This is a genomic window from uncultured Actinomyces sp., from assembly GCF_963542285.1.
Taxonomy (GTDB): Bacteria; Actinomycetota; Actinomycetes; order Actinomycetales; family Actinomycetaceae; genus Pauljensenia.
Genome location: NZ_CAUTWQ010000022.1, coordinates 1 through 17,919 on the forward strand (window position 1 = coordinate 1; position 17,919 = coordinate 17,919).

Sequence of the window (17,919 nt, forward strand, 5' to 3'; positions counted from 1 at the left end):
CAGGCATAAAAACAAAAACAAACACACTATCGAGTTCACAAACAACACCCCCACATTTGCAATTCACCCGAGGATGAATCTCAAAGGGGCTTTCGCGCTTTGCAACGTTTCCGTCGCCCTCAGCGCAACGAGTTATAGATTAGGCCGTTTAGAGGCTCGTCGTCAAATCAAAACACTATGACGACGAGCACACCTTTAAAACGACTCATCGGACAGCAACTACAGCCAGATTCCTGCGGCCTTTACGGATCAAAACCAACCCGCCAGCAAGCAGATCATCAGCACTCAAAACTGCCTCTTCGTCTTCTACCTTGACCTTATTGACGTAGGCTCCGCCACCCGCGAGGGTGCGACGCGCAGCACTGCGTCCCTTCTCAAGGCCGGTCTCTACAAGAGCGTCAACAAGAGTCGCCCCCAACTGAAGTTCCGCACGCGGAAGGTCACTGGTTGCCGCAGCCAGAGTGGCCTCGTCAATCGACGAAAGATCACCAGTTCCCCACAGCGCCTCGGTCGCAGCCTGCACACGCTCAAGTTCGTCTTGACCGTGGACCAACGCAGTGACGCTAGCGGCCAATGCTTTCTGTGCGGCACGCTGATGCGGGCGCTCAGCGACCTCAACCTCAAGGGCCTCAATCTCTTCGCGTGAGAGGAAAGTGAAGATCTTCAGAAAACGAACCACATCGTCGTCGGCAACCTGCAACCAGAACTGGTAGAAGGCGTAGGGGCTCATCATCTCAGGATCGAGCCAGATCGCACCACCCTCGGACTTGCCAAACTTGGTTCCGTCGGCCTTAGTAATAATGGGCGTCGTCATCACATGGGTATCGGCACCTTCGATCTTATGAATAAGATCGACGCCACCAACCATATTGCCCCACTGATCATTTCCGCCGGTCTCAAGGGTGCAACCATAGCGACGGAAAAGTTCAAGGTAGTCATTTGCCTGAAGGATCTGGTACGAGAATTCCGTGTAGGAGATCCCCTCGTCGGAGGCAATACGGCGCGCAACAATATCCTTGTTAAGCATGGTGCCAACACGGAAGTACTTACCGATTCCGCGCAAAAGATCAATAGCGCTCATCTCTTGCGTCCAATCGAGGTTGTTCACCATTCGCGCTGCTGCGGGGCCCTCGAAGTCAAGAAAACGAGAAATCTGCGCACGCAAGCGATCTGCCCAGCCTTGAACAACTTCGGTGGGCTGGAGTTGGCGCTCACCACTTTGACGCGGATCGCCAATCTGGCCCGTTGCGCCACCCACGAGTGCAAGCGGACGGTGTCCCGCGAGTTGCAGGTGACGCATAACAATCAGCTGAACAAGGTGACCATGGTGAAGTGAAGGAGCTGTCGGATCATAACCGCAATAGAAAGTGACCGGGCCCTGCGCAAAGTGAGCACGAAGTGCATCAAGATCAGTGTGCTGAGCAATCAGACCACGCCATTGGAGGTCGTCAATAATATCGGTCACGGAAATACCTTCTTCTTGTTGGAATACGTGCGCAATACAGTGTACGGGAAAAGACTCGCCTTAAAAGACGCGTCTTAATTGTGTCTCACGAGGCCGCAGATCGATCTGCGTAGCCGGCAGCACCTAGCTGACGGGAGGCCTCGTCCCCACGTCGAGGCGGGTGAAAGTCAATTGATTCTGCGCGGACCTTCAGCCAGGTAGCAAAAGCAACGAAAAGAACCCAGTTACCCTCGGTGAGCAAACGAGACTCGGTGAATGACTGGACGAACATCGCGAGCATAAGAACAGCGGCGAGGACTGGGATCAAATCGCTCTCAAGATCGCGGAGGGCAACACGGAAGATACGAATCATGACCCACAACACCGCAAAGGCCAAGAGCATAAGCCCAACAATGCCAGTCTGGAATAGCGCCTCGATGTAAGAGTTATGCGCCTGCATCGTAGGCGTACCGTCTGGACGAACAACAAGGTTCTTGAACAGAGGCAACCACGGAGGCCACATCACAACCCATCCCCAGCCAAGAAGGGGGTGCTCGGCCCACAATTCCAAAAGCTTCGCCCAAATAACACCGCGCCCGGTCATATCAGAACTGCGTCCCAATATCTCGGTTACTTGATCCTTCATCACAACAGCGACCAACAGGAAACTGGCCGCAGCGGTCAAAGCCACACGAACAGCGAAACGCCGTTCATAGTATCCGAGATGACGGATGATCAAAAGGAAGACGAGCGCACTGAGGGAAACCAGCATGGCAACGAACACCGTTGCTGAACCAGTGAGAATAAGAATGCCAACGCAGGCACACACCCACAGTAAATTGCGAATGTGCTGATTCCGATCCTGAATCCAAAAGACAAGCACGCAGAGAAGTAGCAAGAGCGCAATAAACGCTAAAGGATTGCGGTTTCCCACGAAACCTTGAATCGGCCCTCCCCTGAACAGGGAGTCATTGATCCAGTAATAGAGCTCTGGAACTTCTTTCCAATGGCGCATATACATGGGAGGAATTCGATGACCAACGAAGAGCGAGACCCATAGCTCTAGAACATACGACAGAACAACGACGATCTTCATCGCATCCATGAATACTTTCAGCATCTGTCGAAGCGGGAAAGCAATTGCTACAAGTATCCCCGCCGAGCTTGTTGCAAGAGTGATCAGAGCTGAGGCGAAAGTTTCAAGACGGTACTGGCTCCAAATCACCGACAGACAGCAGAGCACGATGAAGGATGAAACAGACAGCGAAATCCTTCGCAAGGTCACGCGTCGTCCGGCAAGAAAAAACACGACCCAGCATGCGAGCAACACCAAAGCGGTGATGATGCCAAAACCGAGCCAACCGAATATGTTACGAACCCCTTGACCAGCAAAGGCCAAGAAGAAAATCGCGACCCCCGCAATGGGCAGCAGCGACTCGGCTCGAGAGCTAACTGTTGTATTCACGCATGTCCTCAAAGACAGAAAGAAATTCTAGTAGGGAGAATAGCGGCAAGAAGCCGTGCCCGCTAGCGACAGGCTAGCGGGCACGGCTGTGTTTGATAAAAACTTAAGAATCGATCGTTCTTAGAGTGTACTCGTGTGAGTTCCTCCCCCAGCCAAGGATGTCAGGTAGTCCTGAGCATTAAGGGCACCTTGAGCACTGGTGCAGATAATCAAGACGGTGTCGTCACCCGCAATCGTTCCAACAACATCGTCAATGCGTGCAACATCAAGAGCAGAACCTAGAAGGTTCGCTGCTCCAACAAGAGTGCGCAAAACTAATTGATTTCCCACGCACGTTGACGTGACCAGAAGAGTTTGAAGCCACCGTTGAAGGCGTTCAACACTGGCTTCAGCCTCATGGGATTGTGAACCATCAGCATTGGGAACCGAGTAAATCAGCGTCCCACTACGATCGCGCATCTTCGTTGCTCGCATTTCCATGAGATCGCGCGAAAGGGTGGCCTGAGTGACTTCAATTCCCTGACTGCCCAATGCACTGCGAAGCTGTTCTTGCGAACTAATGGTTTGGGAGACCAAAAGATTTCGAATCGCCGCGTGGCGGCCAGCCTTCGTCTGAGGTGTCGCTTCAGATGACATCAAAACCCCTTAACTACGTCCGTGAATCGACATTGACTCCACTCCCGTTGCACCAGTGTAAGCGAGAAACGGGCCGTGTGCGAAAATCTTCGCGCACACGGCCCGTTTCCTCAGCGATGCAGGAGTCAGCGATACCTCAGTCCTGCTTTAGCTGCTGTGCAATCGATTCTGCCCACTGATCAATCGCACTCCAATCGCGGAAATCGCCTTCAACAGCACCTGCAAGCCGAACAATAGCGCGCTCACGCAGCGACAAGATTGAAGGATCATATCGTCCAGCAAAGGAACGCAGTTCCTTTGCGTCGACACGGGTCAGCACAGGACCGATCCTGCTGGGATCTTGCGGGACATGCTTGGGAACGCCATTCATACCAACGGAGAAGGCCCACACGGGTAGCTTGTGAAGCTGCTGAGCAAAACGTTCCATAAAGTCGTGAGCTTCAGGCAGCCACTGAGTCATGTACACAGCAGATCCGCAGATCACTGCATCAAAGCCATCAAGTGAGTCAACCTCTTCGGGGGACTTGCAGACAACTTCAAAGCCATCGCTGGTTAGATGGCGTGCAATCGCATCCGCAACTTCGATGGTTGCACCGTGATGTGAAGCTGCTGTTACTAAAACCTTCATGAACTACTCCTTCGCGCCTATAACCACATTAATCCTAGCAAGTGGAAACTCGATCATCCGCGCAGCGTTGCCCCAAGAACCTTTCCTGTCTTGCTGACGATGTCAGCACGAACTTTCTGCACCTCATCCGGAGTCAAGGTGTGATCGCCAGCGCGGAGGCGCACAGAGAAGGCAAGAGAACGGAAACCTTCAGGAACCTGGTCACCCTCGTAAATATCAAAGAGGACCAGATCTTCGATCAACGCACCCGCAGCCTGGCGAATGACCTGCTCAACACGTGATACAGGGACGCTCGTCGGAACAACCAGTGCAAGGTCTTCCTTCGCAGCGGGATATGTTGAGACAGGCTTTACCTGCATGGGTTCATCGCTCATCACAGAGATCAATGCATCGACGTCAAGCTCAAGGGCGCAGGCTCGTGTAGGAAGTCCAAAAGCCTTACACGCCTTCGGTGAGAGCTCACCAGCGAGGGCAAGTTCGACACAATCTTTACCCTCACGGGCGAAAATACGAGCAACCCGCCCCGGGTGCCAAGGAGCGACCTCAGCGGGATCCGTTGCAGCCTCGGGAAGTCGAGGCCCCTTAAGCGTTGACGGTTCGGCAAGCCAAGCACGCGTCACCTCGACGCGCACTCCCAACTGATCGCAGATTGAGCGTGCAACCTCGACCGCGTCTGCCCAATCGAAATTACGTTGAGAATCAAGAATTCCCGCGGGATGGGCATTACCAGCGAGTACTGCACCAACGTGCCACGGCTGGGAAGGAGTCCCCGCTTCAAGTGCGGCAAGTTGCTCGTCACTGGGACGCTGCTCAGCAGAAATCAAACCGGTGGGAACAACACCCTCGGGGCGAACAACCTTCGCGATCTCGAAAATCGCAACCGAAGGGATACCGCGAGCCCAGTTGCGTGCTGCGGTATCCAGCAAGGTATCCAGAACCGAAGTGCGGAGCAGGGGCGCATCATCGGCAAGTGGATTACGCAGCTTCACAGCACGACGTCGAGGGTCACCCGCATTCAGGCCCTGCTTATCGAAAGAGTCTGAAACGAAGGGATAACTTTCCACCTCGGTAAGACCAGCGTGAGCCAGCCCCTGGGCCACCAAACGACGTGCGCGCTGGGCAGTAGTCAAACCAGTACCTGCAGGGGCCGTCGGCAAAACCGAGGGAATACGGTCGTAGCCATCCAAACGCGCAATCTCTTCCACGAAGTGTGCAGAACCCGTGAGATCAGGCCGCCATGAAGGAGGAGTCACGCGAACGCGCTGCCCATCAACATCCTCAAGGACACATCCGACCTGCTCAAGCAACTCACACACACGCTCGGGAGCGTAGGAAACACCAGTCAGACGCTCAGCATCGCTCAATGCAAACTCATAGCTCGTCGGCGCTGGCAAGGTGTTGAGATCAAAAACTGCAGGATCAGCTTCTCCGCCACCGTATTGAACAAGCAGGTCAACAGCGCGCTGCGCAGCAATCGCAGGAAGGAGCGGGTCAGTTCCACGCTCAAAACGCTTCGCTGCCTCAGAGTGCAGCTTGTGACGGCGCGAAGAACGAGCAACCGAAACCGCATCAAAATGCGCGGCCTCGAGAAGGATGTCAGTCGTCGACTCCTCGACCTCAGAATAGGCACCGCCCATCACACCGGCGATCCCCAGAAGGCGTGAACCTTCCTCACCACTAGGCGAATCAGAAATCACCAAATCTTCGGGATCCAAGGAACGTGTAACTTCATCCAGAGTCGTCAGTTCTTCACCCGAACGTGCGCGACGGACAACAATCGGAGCTTCAAGAGCGGCAAGATCGTAGGCGTGCATTGGCTGCCCAAGGTCAAGCATCACGTAATTGGTGATATCCACTGCCAAGGAAAGCGAACGCATTCCCGCCATTTCAAGGCGTTCAACCATCCAACGAGGCGTGGGAGCTGCAGGGTTGACCCCGCGCACGATCCGAGTCACAAAGCGGTCCGCACCCACGCGCCCGTGGATGGGAGCATCGTCAGCAACAACAACGGGGAACCCGGCCTCGTTCGCCTCGGGAACGGACTCAACAAGAGTGCCGACAAGACCCGGGTCACGGAAAAGCGAACCCGTCGAATGTGAGAACTCACGAGCGACGCCTCGCATAGAGAAGCAGTACCCACGGTCCGGAGTAACGTTAATTTCCAAAACCTCTTCGCCCAAGCCGAGGAAGGAAATGACGCTGTGGCCAACAGCGGGCAGCTCTGCGTCGGGGAAATCCTTCTGCAAGATGATGATGCCGTTATGGTCTTCGCCCAAGCCAAGTTCGCGCGCCGAGCACATCATGCCATCAGAAACATGGCCATAGGTCTTTCGTGCAGCAATCTCAAAAGGTCCGGGAAGAACCGCACCCGGAAGTGAGACAACCACATAGTCGCCGACCTCGAAATTGTGCGCACCACAAATAATGCCACGTGATGGGAGATCACTAGGTTCTTTACCCGTGCCGGGAGCGTCATTGTGCTCCCCAACATCGACACGGCAGTAATTCACGAGCTTGCCATTCGAGGCTTCGAACTCATCGCGCGTCAGAACACGACCGACGACAAGGGGACCGCTGACACGAGCCGGGTGAATAGTCTCTTCCTCAAGCCCGACACGAACCAGGGCGGCTGCGAGCTCCTCGGTGGTCATCGCCGGATCTGCATCGACATAGTCACGCAGCCAGCTCATTGGAACCATTGGCATGTCAGTTACCCCTTCCCATTCCGTTAACACCGAATTGCTCGGAGAAACGCACATCGCCCTCGACAATGTCATGCATGTCTGCAATACCGTCTCGCAGCATCAGGGTTCGTTCAACACCAACACCGAAGGCAATACCCGTATAGATTTCGGGATCGATCCCGGTCGCGCGTAGAACATTGGGGTTGACCATTCCACAACCACCCCATTCGATCCAGCCGGCTCCGCCCTTCTTTTGCGGGAACCACAAATCCATCTCCGCACTGGGTTCGGTGAAGGGGAAGAACGACGGACGCAAACGCGTCTTCGCATCAGGGCCGAACATATGGCGTGCAAAGTGGTCAAGAACGCCCTTAAGATGCGCCATCGTCAGACCGCGATCAATCGCCAGTCCTTCAACTTGGTGGAAGACGGGGGTATGCGTCGCATCCAGCGCGTCGGAACGGAAAACCTTACCGGGGCATGCCATGTACAGAGGGACGCCTCGAGAAAGAATCGAACGCGATTGCACGGGCGATGTGTGGGTTCGCATCACCAAGTGGCCATCTTCTTCATTTTCACCACCGACGCTGCGTCCATCAATGTAGAGCGTGTCCTGCATCTGACGCGCGGGGTGATCGATATCGAAATTCAAAGAGTCGAAGTTGAACCACTCGTGTTCAATTTCCGGTCCCTCTGCAATCTGCCATCCCATTCCGACGAAGAAATCCGAAATCTCTTCCATGATCGTTTCCAGGGGATGACGTGCACCTTGACGCTCGCGCGCGGTGGGAATGGTAACGTCGACAGCTTCGCTCACCAAAACCTGCGCGTCATGGCGTTCCTGCAAAAGCTCCTGACGCTCATCCAATGCCTGGGTAATGCGCGAGCGGGCACCTCCTAGAAGACGACCAGCAACGCCTCGATCTTTCGGCTCCAATTGCCCGATTCCGCGGTTTGCCTGGACGAGAGCAGCTGAGTCTCCCATAAATTCCAGGCGAACTGCCTTCAATTCATCGAGGGTTTCGGTATGAGCAATAGCTGAAGTCGCTTGAGTAACGAGCTCTTCAATTGCCTGCTCATCCAAGGGATTGAGGCCACCAGCGGTGCCGGTCATGTCCTACTCTCCTATGATTGGTGTCAGCATTTTTCCTCGTGAAAATACGAGGGTTTCCTTCATTGTAGGTCAACAGCTTCTTCTGGCTGGAACGAAGCCGTAGTGCGGACTAGGCTCATAGGGCGACGAAAGGAAAAGAATGACGGGTTACCTCGCTGACGATTCAGTGCCTCGCATAGATGCTTCGCACTCCCCTTCTCCCACTTCCCAAGGACCTCTGGATAAGAAGCGGATTCGCATCCAGCACCTTCAGGCAGCAAAAGAGCAGGGCGTCAAGATTTCGATGTTAACGGCCTATGACGCACTCACTGCCTCGATTTTTGATCAGGCCGGGATCGATATGATCTTGGTCGGAGATTCGCTGGGCAATGTTGTTCTGGGCTACTCCTCGACCCTTCCGGTCACTATCGAGGACATGGAACGCGCCACTTCGTCCGTTGCCCGGGCAAGTAAACGCGCTTTTATCGTTGCGGACCTCCCCTTTGGCAGTTACGAGGCCTCCCCCGCCCACGCCCTAACAAACGCGGTCCGCCTGATGAAGGCAGGTGCACACGCTGTCAAGCTCGAGGGCGGTGCACAGCGCGCCGACACCGTCAAGCTCTTAACCGAAGCAGGTATTCCGGTCGTGGCGCACCTGGGCTACACCCCTCAATCTGAAAACGCTTTGGGTGGGCCTCGCGTTCAAGGACGCGGTGAAGGCGCACAGAAACTTGCACGCGATGCCCATGCATTAGCTAACGCAGGCGCTTTCGCAGTGGTCTTTGAAATGGTCCCTGAACCGATCGCCACTCAACTGAGTCAAGAGCTTTCGATCATTACGATTGGAATCGGCGCGGGTCCTCACACCGACGGACAGGTTTTGGTCTGGTCGGATATGGCCGGAATGACCTCGTGGTCACCTTCCTTCGCACGCCGTTTCGCGCAGATCGGTCAAGAGCTTCACTCCGCAACACAAAGCTATATCTCCTGTGTCCGCGACGGCTCATTTCCCTCCTCCGAGAACTACCGAACAAACTAAGGACTACACCGCAATGCCGCACTCAAGTGGTGCCGAGCGAGCCCCGCTTGGCAATCTCAAACCTGGGAAAATTTCTCCGCGTCGCCCTGTCCCGGCACACATTGATCGTCCGGAATACATGTACCACTCGGGTCCAGAAGTAATTACTGCCTCTGATATCAAGACGCCTGAAACCATTGAGAAAATTCGTAAAGCCGGCCAAATCGCAGCACAGGCACTCCAAGCAGTGGGAGAAGCAATTCGTCCTGGGGTCACCACTGACGAGTTGGATCGTATTGGCCACGACTTCATTATCTCGCGCGATGCCTACCCTTCTTGCTTGGGGTACATGGGATTTCCGAAGTCCCTGTGCACCTCAATCAACGAAGTAATCTGCCACGGCATCCCCGATGATCGTCCCCTTGAAGATGGCGACATTATCAATGTCGACATCACCGCTTATTACGACGGCGTGCATGGAGATACATGCGCGATGTTCGAAGTTGGGACCGTTGATGAAGAGTCCCATCTATTGATCGAACGTACACGTGAAGCAATGATGCGCGGCATCAAGGCTGTTCGCCCTGGTCGAGAGATCAATGTCATTGGCAGGGTCATTGAATCCTACGCACATCGTTTTAACTACGGTGTTGTTCGTGACTACACCGGACACGGTGTCGGCGAGGCCTTTCACTCAGGTTTGATTGTCCCCCACTACGACACTGCTCCCGCACACAGCGAGATCATGGAAGAAGGCATGGTTTTCACCATTGAGCCCATGCTGAATCTGGGTGGAGTTGAATGGGAACAATGGGATGATCAGTGGACAGTCGTGACAAAAGATCGTGGTCGCTCTGCACAGTTCGAACACACAATCGTTGTCACAGAAAACGGCGCTGAAATCCTGACGCTTCCATAATTCTCTGGTGAATTTTAACGATCCGATAAAGACGGTTATCCTTAGAGAAACAGCTTTCGAAGGAGAACGACATGACACTTGCATGTGGAATTGATATTGGCGGTTCAGGTGTCAAGGGTGCCCTTGTCGATCTTGAAACAGGCACCTACTCCTGTGAAAGCGTAGTGATCGAAACCCCGAGCCCAGCGACTCCCGATTCAGTCGCACAGGTCTGCGGTGAACTTCTACACCAGCTTGGCGTCACCGATGATATCCCCGTCGGAATCACCTTCCCTGCGCCAATTATTCATGGACGAGTTCCTTTTATGGCGAACCTTGATCCAACATGGGCAGGAATCGATGTTGTCGAACTCATGGATCGCCACTTGGGACGCACCATTTTTGCTCTGAACGATGCTGATGCCGCCGGACTGGGTGAAGCGATCTACGGTGCCGCTAAAGATGTTCCTGGAGTTGTCATTGTTACGACCCTTGGAACAGGAATCGGATCGGCAATTATCAATGATGGTGTCTTACTTCCGAATTCGGAACTCGGTCACCTTGAGATTGACGGTCACGATGCTGAGACCCAGGCTTCTGCAGGCCAGAAGACCGCTCAGAAACTGGATTGGGTCACATGGGCGGGGCGCCTCCAGCGCTACTACTCGCACGTTGAGATGCTCTTCTCCCCCGACCTTTTCGTTATCGGAGGCGGAGTGAGCGCTAATCACGAGAAGTTCCTCCCCTTGCTGAACCTCCGCACCCCCACTGTCCCCGCAAAGCTACGTAATACCGCCGGTATTGTCGGTGCGGCTTACGAGGCCGCACGTGAGGCTCATAAGTAGACGGGCACTCATCGACTGGCAAATAAACTAAAAGGTGTGGCCGCTCGGATTAGCGAGCGGCCACACCTACATCACAGCCGACCTGTACGCCGGGTTCTGTTCTACATATTCGTAGTGGCGACCATCTATCTAGGACCACCGTTGCCGATGGTCTCAAGCAACCTACCCGCAGACAACGAAGGGGCACCTCTTAACGTCTGCTGCTCGGTCTTGCTCCGGATGGGGTTTACCTAGCCGATGCGGTCACCCGTATCGCTGGTGAGCTCTTACCTCACCGTTTCACCCTTACTGCTCTACGCAGCGGTTTGTTTTCTGTGGCACTAGCCCGCGAGTCACCTCGGGTGGCTGTTAGCCACCATCCTGCCCTGTGGAGCCCGGACGTTCCTCGAGACAAAAGTCGCGCGGCCGCCCAGCCGACTGACATGCACAGGGAATTTTAGCGCGTTTCCCACTAGTGTGGAGGCGTGGAAATTTGGCTACCCCCATCCGAAGGAAAGAACGCGCCTGGAGAAGGTCCATCTCTTAACCTCTCAGCACTCTCTTTCCCCTCTCTAACTGATACGCGCAAAGAGATCATCGAGGCCTGTGCACAGATCACCGATGAAGAACAAGCACAGCAGATTTTCCATGCGAGTTTTCGTCACTCAGCAGAAATTGAGGCCAACCAAACGCTGATGTCCCAAGCCTGCGCACCTGCCTCGGAAGTCTTTAACGGCGTGCTATTCGATGCCCTTTCCGCCCAGGAACCCGACGCATGGACAGGGAAAGGAAGCCAACACATCACGATCTTCTCAGGACTATTTGGTGCTCTCAAGCCAACAGACCTCATTCCTTTGCACCGCCTTGCAATGGGAACAAAGCTCCCCACGCTTGGAAATGTCACCACCTTGTGGAAACCAGTCCTGGGGAGGGCACTTGCGGAAGATCATTCTGAAAAGCTCATTCTTGATTGCCGCTCCAGTGACTACAAACAGGCTTGCCTCGCCCCATGGGCACACCTGTGGGAAGTTCGTGTCGAGCGCCTGCGAAACGGTAAACGATCCGTTGTCTCTCACAACGCAAAAAAATGGCGCGGAATGCTCAGCGGAGCACTAGCTTCGCGATGCAGTGGGATTGAGAACACTAGCGATTTGGAAGATGCTTTAGCCGAAGTAACACCAACGCTACAATCTAGCGATGCACGCGGTGCCATAAGCCATGTGAAAGAAATCGAAGTCTCGCCCGCAAAAACTACCTCCCAAGGAGGCAGTACGCGCACCCTCACACTGGTGACAGTCGAGGACTGAAAGATCTAGGCTCGGGTCCTCACGACAATCTGACCGGTTTCCTCGGCAAAGTAGAGTTCATCGGCGGGAGTGAGGCGAATACGCTCAAGCTCCATAGGAGATAGCTCTGCGAAACCCATTGGGTTCCCATCGCGAACTTCGATCACCGCGAGCGCCCCATTCTTTGAACGTGCGCTCTCATATTCGTCAAGAAGCTCGGGATCAATCTGACCAGCACGTTCACGACGCTGGGCAATCACGCCACGAAGCTCGTTATCAAGCTGAGCAACCTCTTCAAGGAAGCGGGACTTAGTTGCTTGGATATCCGCCTCAATAGCCTGAGCTTCCGCATTCATCTGCTCACGGGCGGCACGTGCTGATTCCGTGCGCTCTTCAGCAGCGAGCTGTTCTTCTTCTAGACGGGCAATACGAGAATCCATCTGAGCGATTTCATGTTGCATCGAATTAATATCGCGCAGGGGAACCTGGTTCTTTTCGATACGCTCGTTCTGGCGATCCCGACGAGCCTTGACACGTTGGATCTCATCCTCGATCCGGGCAACCTCACGTTCACAGTCTGAAATGACGGCTCCTTGCGTTACCGCAGCGCGTTGCAAGTCAGCAAGACGTCCAGCAAGCTCTCGAACTGTCTCATGCGCGGGGTGAGCCTGACGACGGTGGCGCAGGGCAGATTCTTTCTGGTCCAGCTTTTGTAGCTCAAGTAGGACAAGTTGCTGAGGATGAGGTGCTTTCACAGGTAACTTCCCTCCGTATCCAGATGTAGGCTCCAAGGTTCTGTGACAATGGTAGAGACTTTCACGTCGCAGGTGATAGCCAAGCGGCGTGCTTCTTCCCTCAGTTTCTGCGCAAGGACAGGAAGCCACAGGCTTTCTGTTGCCCAATGGCTGGCACAAATCAGACTGCAGCCACCATCTTCAAGGAATTCACTGGCGGGATGATGACGTAAATCAGCGGTGATAAAAACGTCAGCATCACTGGCACGTGCGGCATCAAACATCGAGTCTCCAGCACCTGGACTGACCGCCACACGTCGAACCAGAGCGTCAAGTTCTCCTCCGACCAAGAGGCCCGTTGGCCCTTTCGGCATTACCCGCGCAACCGTATAAGCGAACTCTCGCAAAGTTGTTGGCTTGATGGAGCCGATCCTTCCCAAACCTATCGCTTGGCCATCAGCATTCACACCTTCGGGTGAAAGTACTTCAATATCGCTCAATTCCAGTGCCTGCGCACAGGCCTGCGCAACGCCATCTTGTGCGACGTCGCCATTGGTATGAGCATTAAAAAGCGCAATTTCATGGCGATTGAGCGCGGAGATGATTCGTCCCTTCGCGCTCTCTTGATTGAGGAAGGATGCCCCTCTAAGCAGCAAGGGGTGGTGCGTGATGATCATATTTGCACCCCACTGCAGAGCTTCCTGGACCACTGCCTGCGTGGGATCGAGTGCGAGAAGAATTCGATCAACCTCGGCCTGTGGCGCTCCGGTAATTAATCCGACCTTGTCCCATCCATGGGCACTTTCGGGCGGATACCAATGATTCATGAGCGAACGAACGTCACCAACACTCCACTTCGTCATAGCTTTAGTGTAGCTGGGTGACTGACAGGTCACATCGATAGGACGAATGTCCCACTCGCTAACCAAGACACGCGAATTACCCACAACTAAAATTGAGGGGTGCGGATTTTAAACCTCATCCCCAGCGGACTCACCGATTATTCGGCCGTGAATGACTTCCAACATACTCTTCACGACCAAGTGGCCTCAGGGCAGGCCGAAGACACTCTGATCGTCGCGGAGTTCGCACCCGCGTGGACTGCGGGACGCCATACGAAGCCCGAAGATATCCCGGACTCGACTGTGCCCATCATCCACGTCGACAGGGCAGGATCCGCAACCTGGCATGGCCCCGGACAAGTTGTTATCTACCCGATTGTTCGCTTGCGAGAACCAGTGGACCTCTACGCTTGGATCCGAAGCGTAGAAAATGGTGTTCTTCAAACCCTACGAAAAGAGTGGGGACTTCCCGTCGAACGAATCGAAGGAAGAGCCGGAGTCTGGCTGCGCGGATCTCAAGGCAGAGATCGAAAGATTTGCGCGATCGGCCTCAAAGTTGCACGCGGCGCCACCATGCACGGAATCGCCCTGAACGTGGCGATCGATCCTACACATGCCTTTAGCGGGATTATTCCTTGCGGCTTAACTGATGCCGACGTTGCTTCACTCTCATGGGAGGGTATCTACTCAGATGTGCCTCATGCTGCCCATCTGCTTGTCCCCCATCTGATCCAGTCCATTACCCCTCAATTAGCTACGCGCCCGGGGCCAATCCACTGGGAGGAAGCCCCCGCTGGCGCATTCGCACCGACGGCCTCGTCGGAATCACAGTCGGAAGGACCCACGCAATGAGCACCCTGCCTGATCCCGAAGGACGCAAGCTGCTGCGCGTTGAAGTTCGCAACGCACAAACCCCCATTGAGAATAAGCCCGAATGGATTCGTACAACCGCTCGCGCGGGTGAGAACTACCAAGACATGCGTTCGCTTGCACGCGGCGCAGGGCTACACACGGTGTGTGCAGAGGCTGGCTGCCCCAATATTTACGAATGTTGGGAAGACCGTGAAGCAACCTTCCTGCTCGGTGGCGCAATCTGCACCCGCCGCTGCGATTTTTGCGATATCGCCACCGGTCGCCCCACTGAATACGACCGCGATGAGCCACGACGTATCGCTGAATCGGTCGCACAGATGGGACTTCGCTATGCAACCATCACCGGCGTCACCCGAGACGACCTTCCCGATGGCGCAGCATGGCTCTACGCAGAGACAACACGCCAAATCCGCGCCAAGAGCCCGGGTACTGGTATTGAGTTACTCGTCGACGACTTCCGTGGCTCGAACGAGGCCATCGACATGGTCATTGAAGCTGCACCACAAGTTTTTGCCCACAACCTTGAAACTGTCCCACGAATCTTTAAGAAAATTCGCCCAGCTTTCCGTTACGAGCGTTCCCTCGCGATGATCCAGCGCGCTCACGATGGCGGAATGGTCACCAAATCGAATCTGATTCTTGGTATGGGTGAGACCCGTGAAGAGATCATCGAAGCCATGCATGACCTTCATGAATCCGGCTGCGATCTTCTCACGCTCACGCAGTATTTGCGCCCCTCTCCCCTGCATCACCCGATCGACCGTTGGGTGCACCCAGAAGAATTCATCGAGCTTTCTGCCGAAGCTGAGGCAATGGGCTTTGCCGGAGTCATGGCAGGCCCACTCGTGCGTTCGTCGTACCGTGCTGGCTTGTTGTGGGCAAAGGGAATGCGCGCCCGAGGCTTTGAGATCCCCGCACATCTAGCACACATTGAAAACTCGGGATCAACCCTGCAAGAAGCTGGATCGGTGCTCGACCGTTTGAAGAAGCGACAGGAACTCCATCGTTCAATGGCTGCCGCACAGTCTGCGCAATGACAGCGCAAGAAACGAGCGGTGCAAGGACTCCCAATCTCTCTCCCGCTCATGCACTACTTGCCGCCGCGCATCAACATCCAGATCGCCCAAGTCTGATTGATGCTTCAAGCGGACGCAGCCTGACGGTCGAAGAAAGCGCGAGGCTCACCCGCGGACTCGCATGGTATTTTCATTCCCTAGGAATTGGGGCCGAAGACCGCATCGTTGTGTGCGCTCCAAATAGCATCTGGCACTTCATTGTTCACGCAGCAGCATCGTGGATCCATGCGGTCACTGTCCCCCTCTCACCATTGCTTCCTTACAAGCAACGGCAAGAAATTTACGAGCTCGTATCCCCCGCACTGATCATCAGCACCGATGGGCATTCCGCTGACGGCGTTTCGGCACTCCCTATTTCCCTCGTTGCAGAACGCGCATCAGAGACCGCCAATCAAATCCCCACCGTGTGGGAGCCTTTGAGCTGCTACGACCAGACTGCCGCTTTGGTTTTCACCTCCGGCACCTCAGGGAAAATGCGTGCTGCTCAGCTCAGCCATGCAAATCTATGGTGGGCATCTCAGTGCTTTAGGGATGGTTTCGAGTATTCCCCTGGCTCTGCAATCTGCGGAGTGGTTGCACCGCTGTCACATATCGGGGGTTTCAACGGAACCTCGATGGATATCTTCACCCACGGCGGAACCGTCGTTGTTTTTTCCTCTTTCCAGCCGCTCTCAGTGGTACGAGGTATTGAAAAGTGGCGGGTTTCGATCATGTTTGTCGTACCCGCTATGTGCCACATGCTGCTGAACGCAGCTTATGAAAATCACGTGGATTTAAGCTCATGGACACACCCTTTGGTAGGTGGCGATGCAATGGGCGAATCACTTTATTCGAAGATGCGCGAGGCCGGGCTTTCCCCTATTCATGTTTGGGGGATGACAGAGCTCGGCGGAGCCGGCACTTTTCTGAGTCCCGAGGCCTGGCAGCGTCATCCCGGAGCCATCGGTTATCCCTTCCCGTACATTGAGCTGCGCCTAGTTGATCCGCAAGGAAACCCCATTGACGAGGCCGGGCTGGCCGGGACCATTGAAGTGCGCGGTCCCGGGGTGGCAGCATGCTACTGGGGTGACGAGCCACGCTACACAGATGAGTGGTTTTCAACCTTAGATGTTGGGGTTTTCGATTCGGACATGTGCCTTCACATTCTTGGTCGCGCATCACGGGTTATTAACACCGGCGGCGAGCTTGTCTCCCCCATTCGCGTTGAAGAAGCTCTTCGCACTCTCGAATCAGTTACTGATTGCTGCGTACTCGGACTGAAGAATGAAATCTGGGGACAGATCGTTGCAGCAGCCTTAATCCCCGCTTCTGATCAGCGCCCGTCATTGCACGAATTACGTGAAGAGCTCAACGAGGCCTTGGCGCCTTGGCAGCATCCTCGCAGTATTGTTTGGGTCGATGCGCTCCCCCAAACAACAACTGGGAAAGTCGATATTTCCCAGGTATCGCGGTTATTTGAATAAAAGCTACGTGTAGAGAAAATGTGGGGTGCAGACGGATGTCTGCACCCCACAACGTATAAAGCGGCTCTTCGGAGTTGAGTGTGGGTGACCGGGTGTTGCTCGGGGGTTGCGGGTAGAGGTCGAGGTCCTTGATGATGAGCGGACTTCTACCCCCGCTGTCTTCAAGGACCTCGGGCAGTGTCTCACCCTACCTGCTGTTGCTCCGTGTCGCTTGATCGGTGTGATCTGCTCGTCAACTTGGAGGGTTTCCATCTGATGAGTGTGGCTCGCACCCCCAGAAGCTCTGGTACTCGATATTGAGTCATGCAACCAGCTGGTTGGCTGCCCGAGTTGTGGGGTGATCGCTCAAGGTCACGGACGTGTGGTGGTGGAGGTGATCGACGCCCCTGGGCCGGGATTCCGGCAAGGATCCGGTGGCTTAAACGACGCTGGATGTGCCGTGAACGCACCTGCCGGATCGTGACTTTCGTTGAGTAGAACTACTCGGTGTGCGCACCCCGGGCGCGTCTGGGGATGCGGGCGATTCGCTGGGCGATCCGTCAGTTACGTTTCGAGGAAGCCACCATTGCAGGATTGGCTCGACAACTGGCAACTACGTGGAACACCGTGTGGTCCCATATCAAGCCGTGCCTGCAAGCCGCATCTGATGACCCCACCCGTTTCACGGGCGTGCAGGTACTGGGAGTCGATGAGCACGTGTGGCACCACCAGGACCGACGCCGCCGAGGCCCACGTGAACTCACCGGCATCGTGGACCACTCGCGGGAAGGACCATCCCACGGCCCGCCTGTTGGACCTGATCCCAGGAAGGTCTGGCACCGTGTACAAGAACTGGCTGGCCAAGCGCGGCGAACAGTGCAGCCTTCACGGCACATGAGGCGCATATCAGTGTCGAAGTCGCCTACCACTGCGCCCAGCAAGTACGCGAGGTCTTCCACCAAGCCACACCCGCCCA

At 55.1% G+C, this 17,919-nt stretch carries 16 protein-coding genes, 1 other RNA gene and 1 pseudogene; 9 read left to right on the plus strand and 9 right to left on the minus strand.

All coding sequences use genetic code 11. The annotated features are described in order from the left end of the window. A partial coding sequence (locus RW023_RS07810) for a hypothetical protein (RefSeq protein WP_314501268.1) occupies nt 1-181 on the plus strand: 181 nt, incomplete at its 5' end. A gap of 24 nt (nt 182-205) precedes the next feature. On the opposite strand, the gene tyrS is transcribed toward RW023_RS07810, so the two are convergent. The 6 genes from tyrS to pheS form a co-directional block, all read right to left on the minus strand. Next, nucleotides 206-1,465, minus strand: a complete 1,260-nt coding sequence (tyrS, locus tag RW023_RS07815) for a tyrosine--tRNA ligase (RefSeq protein WP_315580659.1) — start codon at nt 1,463-1,465, stop codon at nt 206-208. Between the two features lie 85 nt (nt 1,466-1,550). Continuing rightward, complete coding sequence (locus RW023_RS07820) at nt 1,551-2,909, minus strand: O-antigen ligase family protein (RefSeq protein WP_315580660.1); 1,359 nt, start codon at nt 2,907-2,909, stop codon at nt 1,551-1,553. Nucleotides 2,910-3,029: 120 nt separating this feature from the next. Next, nucleotides 3,030-3,545 carry an arginine repressor gene (gene argR, locus RW023_RS07825; RefSeq protein ID WP_315580661.1) on the minus strand — a complete coding sequence of 172 codons (516 nt, stop codon included), beginning with the start codon at nt 3,543-3,545 and terminating at the stop codon, nt 3,030-3,032. Nucleotides 3,546-3,681: 136 nt separating this feature from the next. Further along, nucleotides 3,682-4,173 (minus strand): flavodoxin domain-containing protein, encoded by a 492-nt coding sequence (locus tag RW023_RS07830; protein ID WP_315580662.1) that lies wholly within the window; start codon nt 4,171-4,173, stop codon nt 3,682-3,684. 53 nt (nt 4,174-4,226) lie between these two features. Beyond that, complete coding sequence (gene pheT / locus RW023_RS07835; RefSeq protein ID WP_315580663.1) at nt 4,227-6,878, minus strand: phenylalanine--tRNA ligase subunit beta; 2,652 nt, start codon at nt 6,876-6,878, stop codon at nt 4,227-4,229. Between the two features lies 1 nt (nt 6,879). Continuing rightward, the gene (pheS, locus tag RW023_RS07840) at nt 6,880-7,971 is read right to left on the minus strand and encodes a phenylalanine--tRNA ligase subunit alpha (protein WP_315580664.1); all 1,092 of its coding nucleotides are present in this window, start codon (nt 7,969-7,971) and stop codon (nt 6,880-6,882) included. 139 nt (nt 7,972-8,110) lie between these two features. Here pheS and panB point away from each other — a divergent pair, with 139 nt between their 5' ends. The 3 genes from panB (at nt 8,111) to ppgK (ending at nt 10,711) form a co-directional block, all read left to right on the plus strand. Next, nucleotides 8,111-8,989 (plus strand): 3-methyl-2-oxobutanoate hydroxymethyltransferase, encoded by an 879-nt coding sequence (gene panB / locus RW023_RS07845; protein ID WP_315580665.1) that lies wholly within the window; start codon nt 8,111-8,113, stop codon nt 8,987-8,989. A gap of 13 nt (nt 8,990-9,002) precedes the next feature. After that, nucleotides 9,003-9,887, plus strand: a complete 885-nt coding sequence (gene map, locus RW023_RS07850; protein WP_315580666.1) for a type I methionyl aminopeptidase — start codon at nt 9,003-9,005, stop codon at nt 9,885-9,887. A 71-nt stretch (nt 9,888-9,958) separates the two neighbouring features. Next, nucleotides 9,959-10,711 carry a polyphosphate--glucose phosphotransferase gene (ppgK, locus tag RW023_RS07855; protein WP_315580667.1) on the plus strand — a complete coding sequence of 251 codons (753 nt, stop codon included), beginning with the start codon at nt 9,959-9,961 and terminating at the stop codon, nt 10,709-10,711. A 69-nt stretch (nt 10,712-10,780) separates the two neighbouring features. On the opposite strand, the gene rnpB is transcribed toward ppgK, so the two are convergent. Continuing rightward, nucleotides 10,781-11,132, minus strand: an RNA gene (rnpB, locus tag RW023_RS07860) — RNase P RNA component class A. A 43-nt stretch (nt 11,133-11,175) separates the two neighbouring features. Here rnpB and RW023_RS07865 point away from each other — a divergent pair. Continuing rightward, the gene (locus RW023_RS07865) at nt 11,176-11,997 is read left to right on the plus strand and encodes a peroxide stress protein YaaA (RefSeq protein ID WP_315580668.1); all 822 of its coding nucleotides are present in this window, start codon (nt 11,176-11,178) and stop codon (nt 11,995-11,997) included. A 5-nt stretch (nt 11,998-12,002) separates the two neighbouring features. Here RW023_RS07865 and RW023_RS07870 read toward each other — a convergent pair whose 3' ends face one another. Further along, nucleotides 12,003-12,731, minus strand: a complete 729-nt coding sequence (locus RW023_RS07870; RefSeq protein ID WP_315580669.1) for a hypothetical protein — start codon at nt 12,729-12,731, stop codon at nt 12,003-12,005. Next, entirely contained in the window at nt 12,728-13,573 is an 846-nt protein-coding gene (locus tag RW023_RS07875) for a Nif3-like dinuclear metal center hexameric protein (protein WP_315580670.1), read from the minus strand. The genes RW023_RS07870 and RW023_RS07875 overlap by 4 nt, the downstream gene beginning before the upstream one ends. Nucleotides 13,574-13,672: 99 nt before the next feature. On the opposite strand from RW023_RS07875, the gene lipB reads away from it, so the two are divergent. The 4 genes and pseudogenes from lipB to RW023_RS07895 form a co-directional block, all read left to right on the plus strand. Continuing rightward, a complete protein-coding gene (gene lipB / locus RW023_RS07880) occupies nt 13,673-14,404 on the plus strand; it encodes a lipoyl(octanoyl) transferase LipB (protein ID WP_315580671.1) in 732 nt (243 codons plus the stop codon). Continuing rightward, on the plus strand, nt 14,401-15,462 hold the full coding sequence (lipA, locus tag RW023_RS07885) for a lipoyl synthase (RefSeq protein ID WP_315580672.1): 1,062 nt from the start codon (nt 14,401-14,403) through the stop codon (nt 15,460-15,462). The genes lipB and lipA overlap by 4 nt, the downstream gene beginning before the upstream one ends. Continuing rightward, a complete protein-coding gene (locus RW023_RS07890; RefSeq protein ID WP_315580673.1) occupies nt 15,459-16,964 on the plus strand; it encodes an AMP-binding protein in 1,506 nt (501 codons plus the stop codon). The genes lipA and RW023_RS07890 overlap by 4 nt, the downstream gene beginning before the upstream one ends. Nucleotides 16,965-17,450: 486 nt before the next feature. Continuing rightward, nucleotides 17,451-17,919, plus strand: a pseudogene (locus RW023_RS07895) (hypothetical protein); the annotation flags it as partial.

Coding starts and splice junctions, on each gene's coding strand:
- argR (WP_315580661.1), bottom strand. CDS start 3,545: ATGTCATCTGAAGCGACACCTCAGACGAAGGCTGGCCGCCACGCGGCG.
- RW023_RS07830 (WP_315580662.1), bottom strand. CDS start 4,173: ATGAAGGTTTTAGTAACAGCAGCTTCACATCACGGTGCAACCATCGAA.
- pheT (WP_315580663.1), bottom strand. CDS start 6,878: ATGCCAATGGTTCCAATGAGCTGGCTGCGTGACTATGTCGATGCAGAT.
- pheS (WP_315580664.1), bottom strand. CDS start 7,971: ATGACCGGCACCGCTGGTGGCCTCAATCCCTTGGATGAGCAGGCAATT.
- panB (WP_315580665.1), top strand. CDS start 8,111: ATGACGGGTTACCTCGCTGACGATTCAGTGCCTCGCATAGATGCTTCG.
- map (WP_315580666.1), top strand. CDS start 9,003: ATGCCGCACTCAAGTGGTGCCGAGCGAGCCCCGCTTGGCAATCTCAAA.
- ppgK (WP_315580667.1), top strand. CDS start 9,959: ATGACACTTGCATGTGGAATTGATATTGGCGGTTCAGGTGTCAAGGGT.
- RW023_RS07875 (WP_315580670.1), bottom strand. CDS start 13,573: ATGACGAAGTGGAGTGTTGGTGACGTTCGTTCGCTCATGAATCATTGG.
- lipA (WP_315580672.1), top strand. CDS start 14,401: ATGAGCACCCTGCCTGATCCCGAAGGACGCAAGCTGCTGCGCGTTGAA.
- RW023_RS07890 (WP_315580673.1), top strand. CDS start 15,459: ATGACAGCGCAAGAAACGAGCGGTGCAAGGACTCCCAATCTCTCTCCC.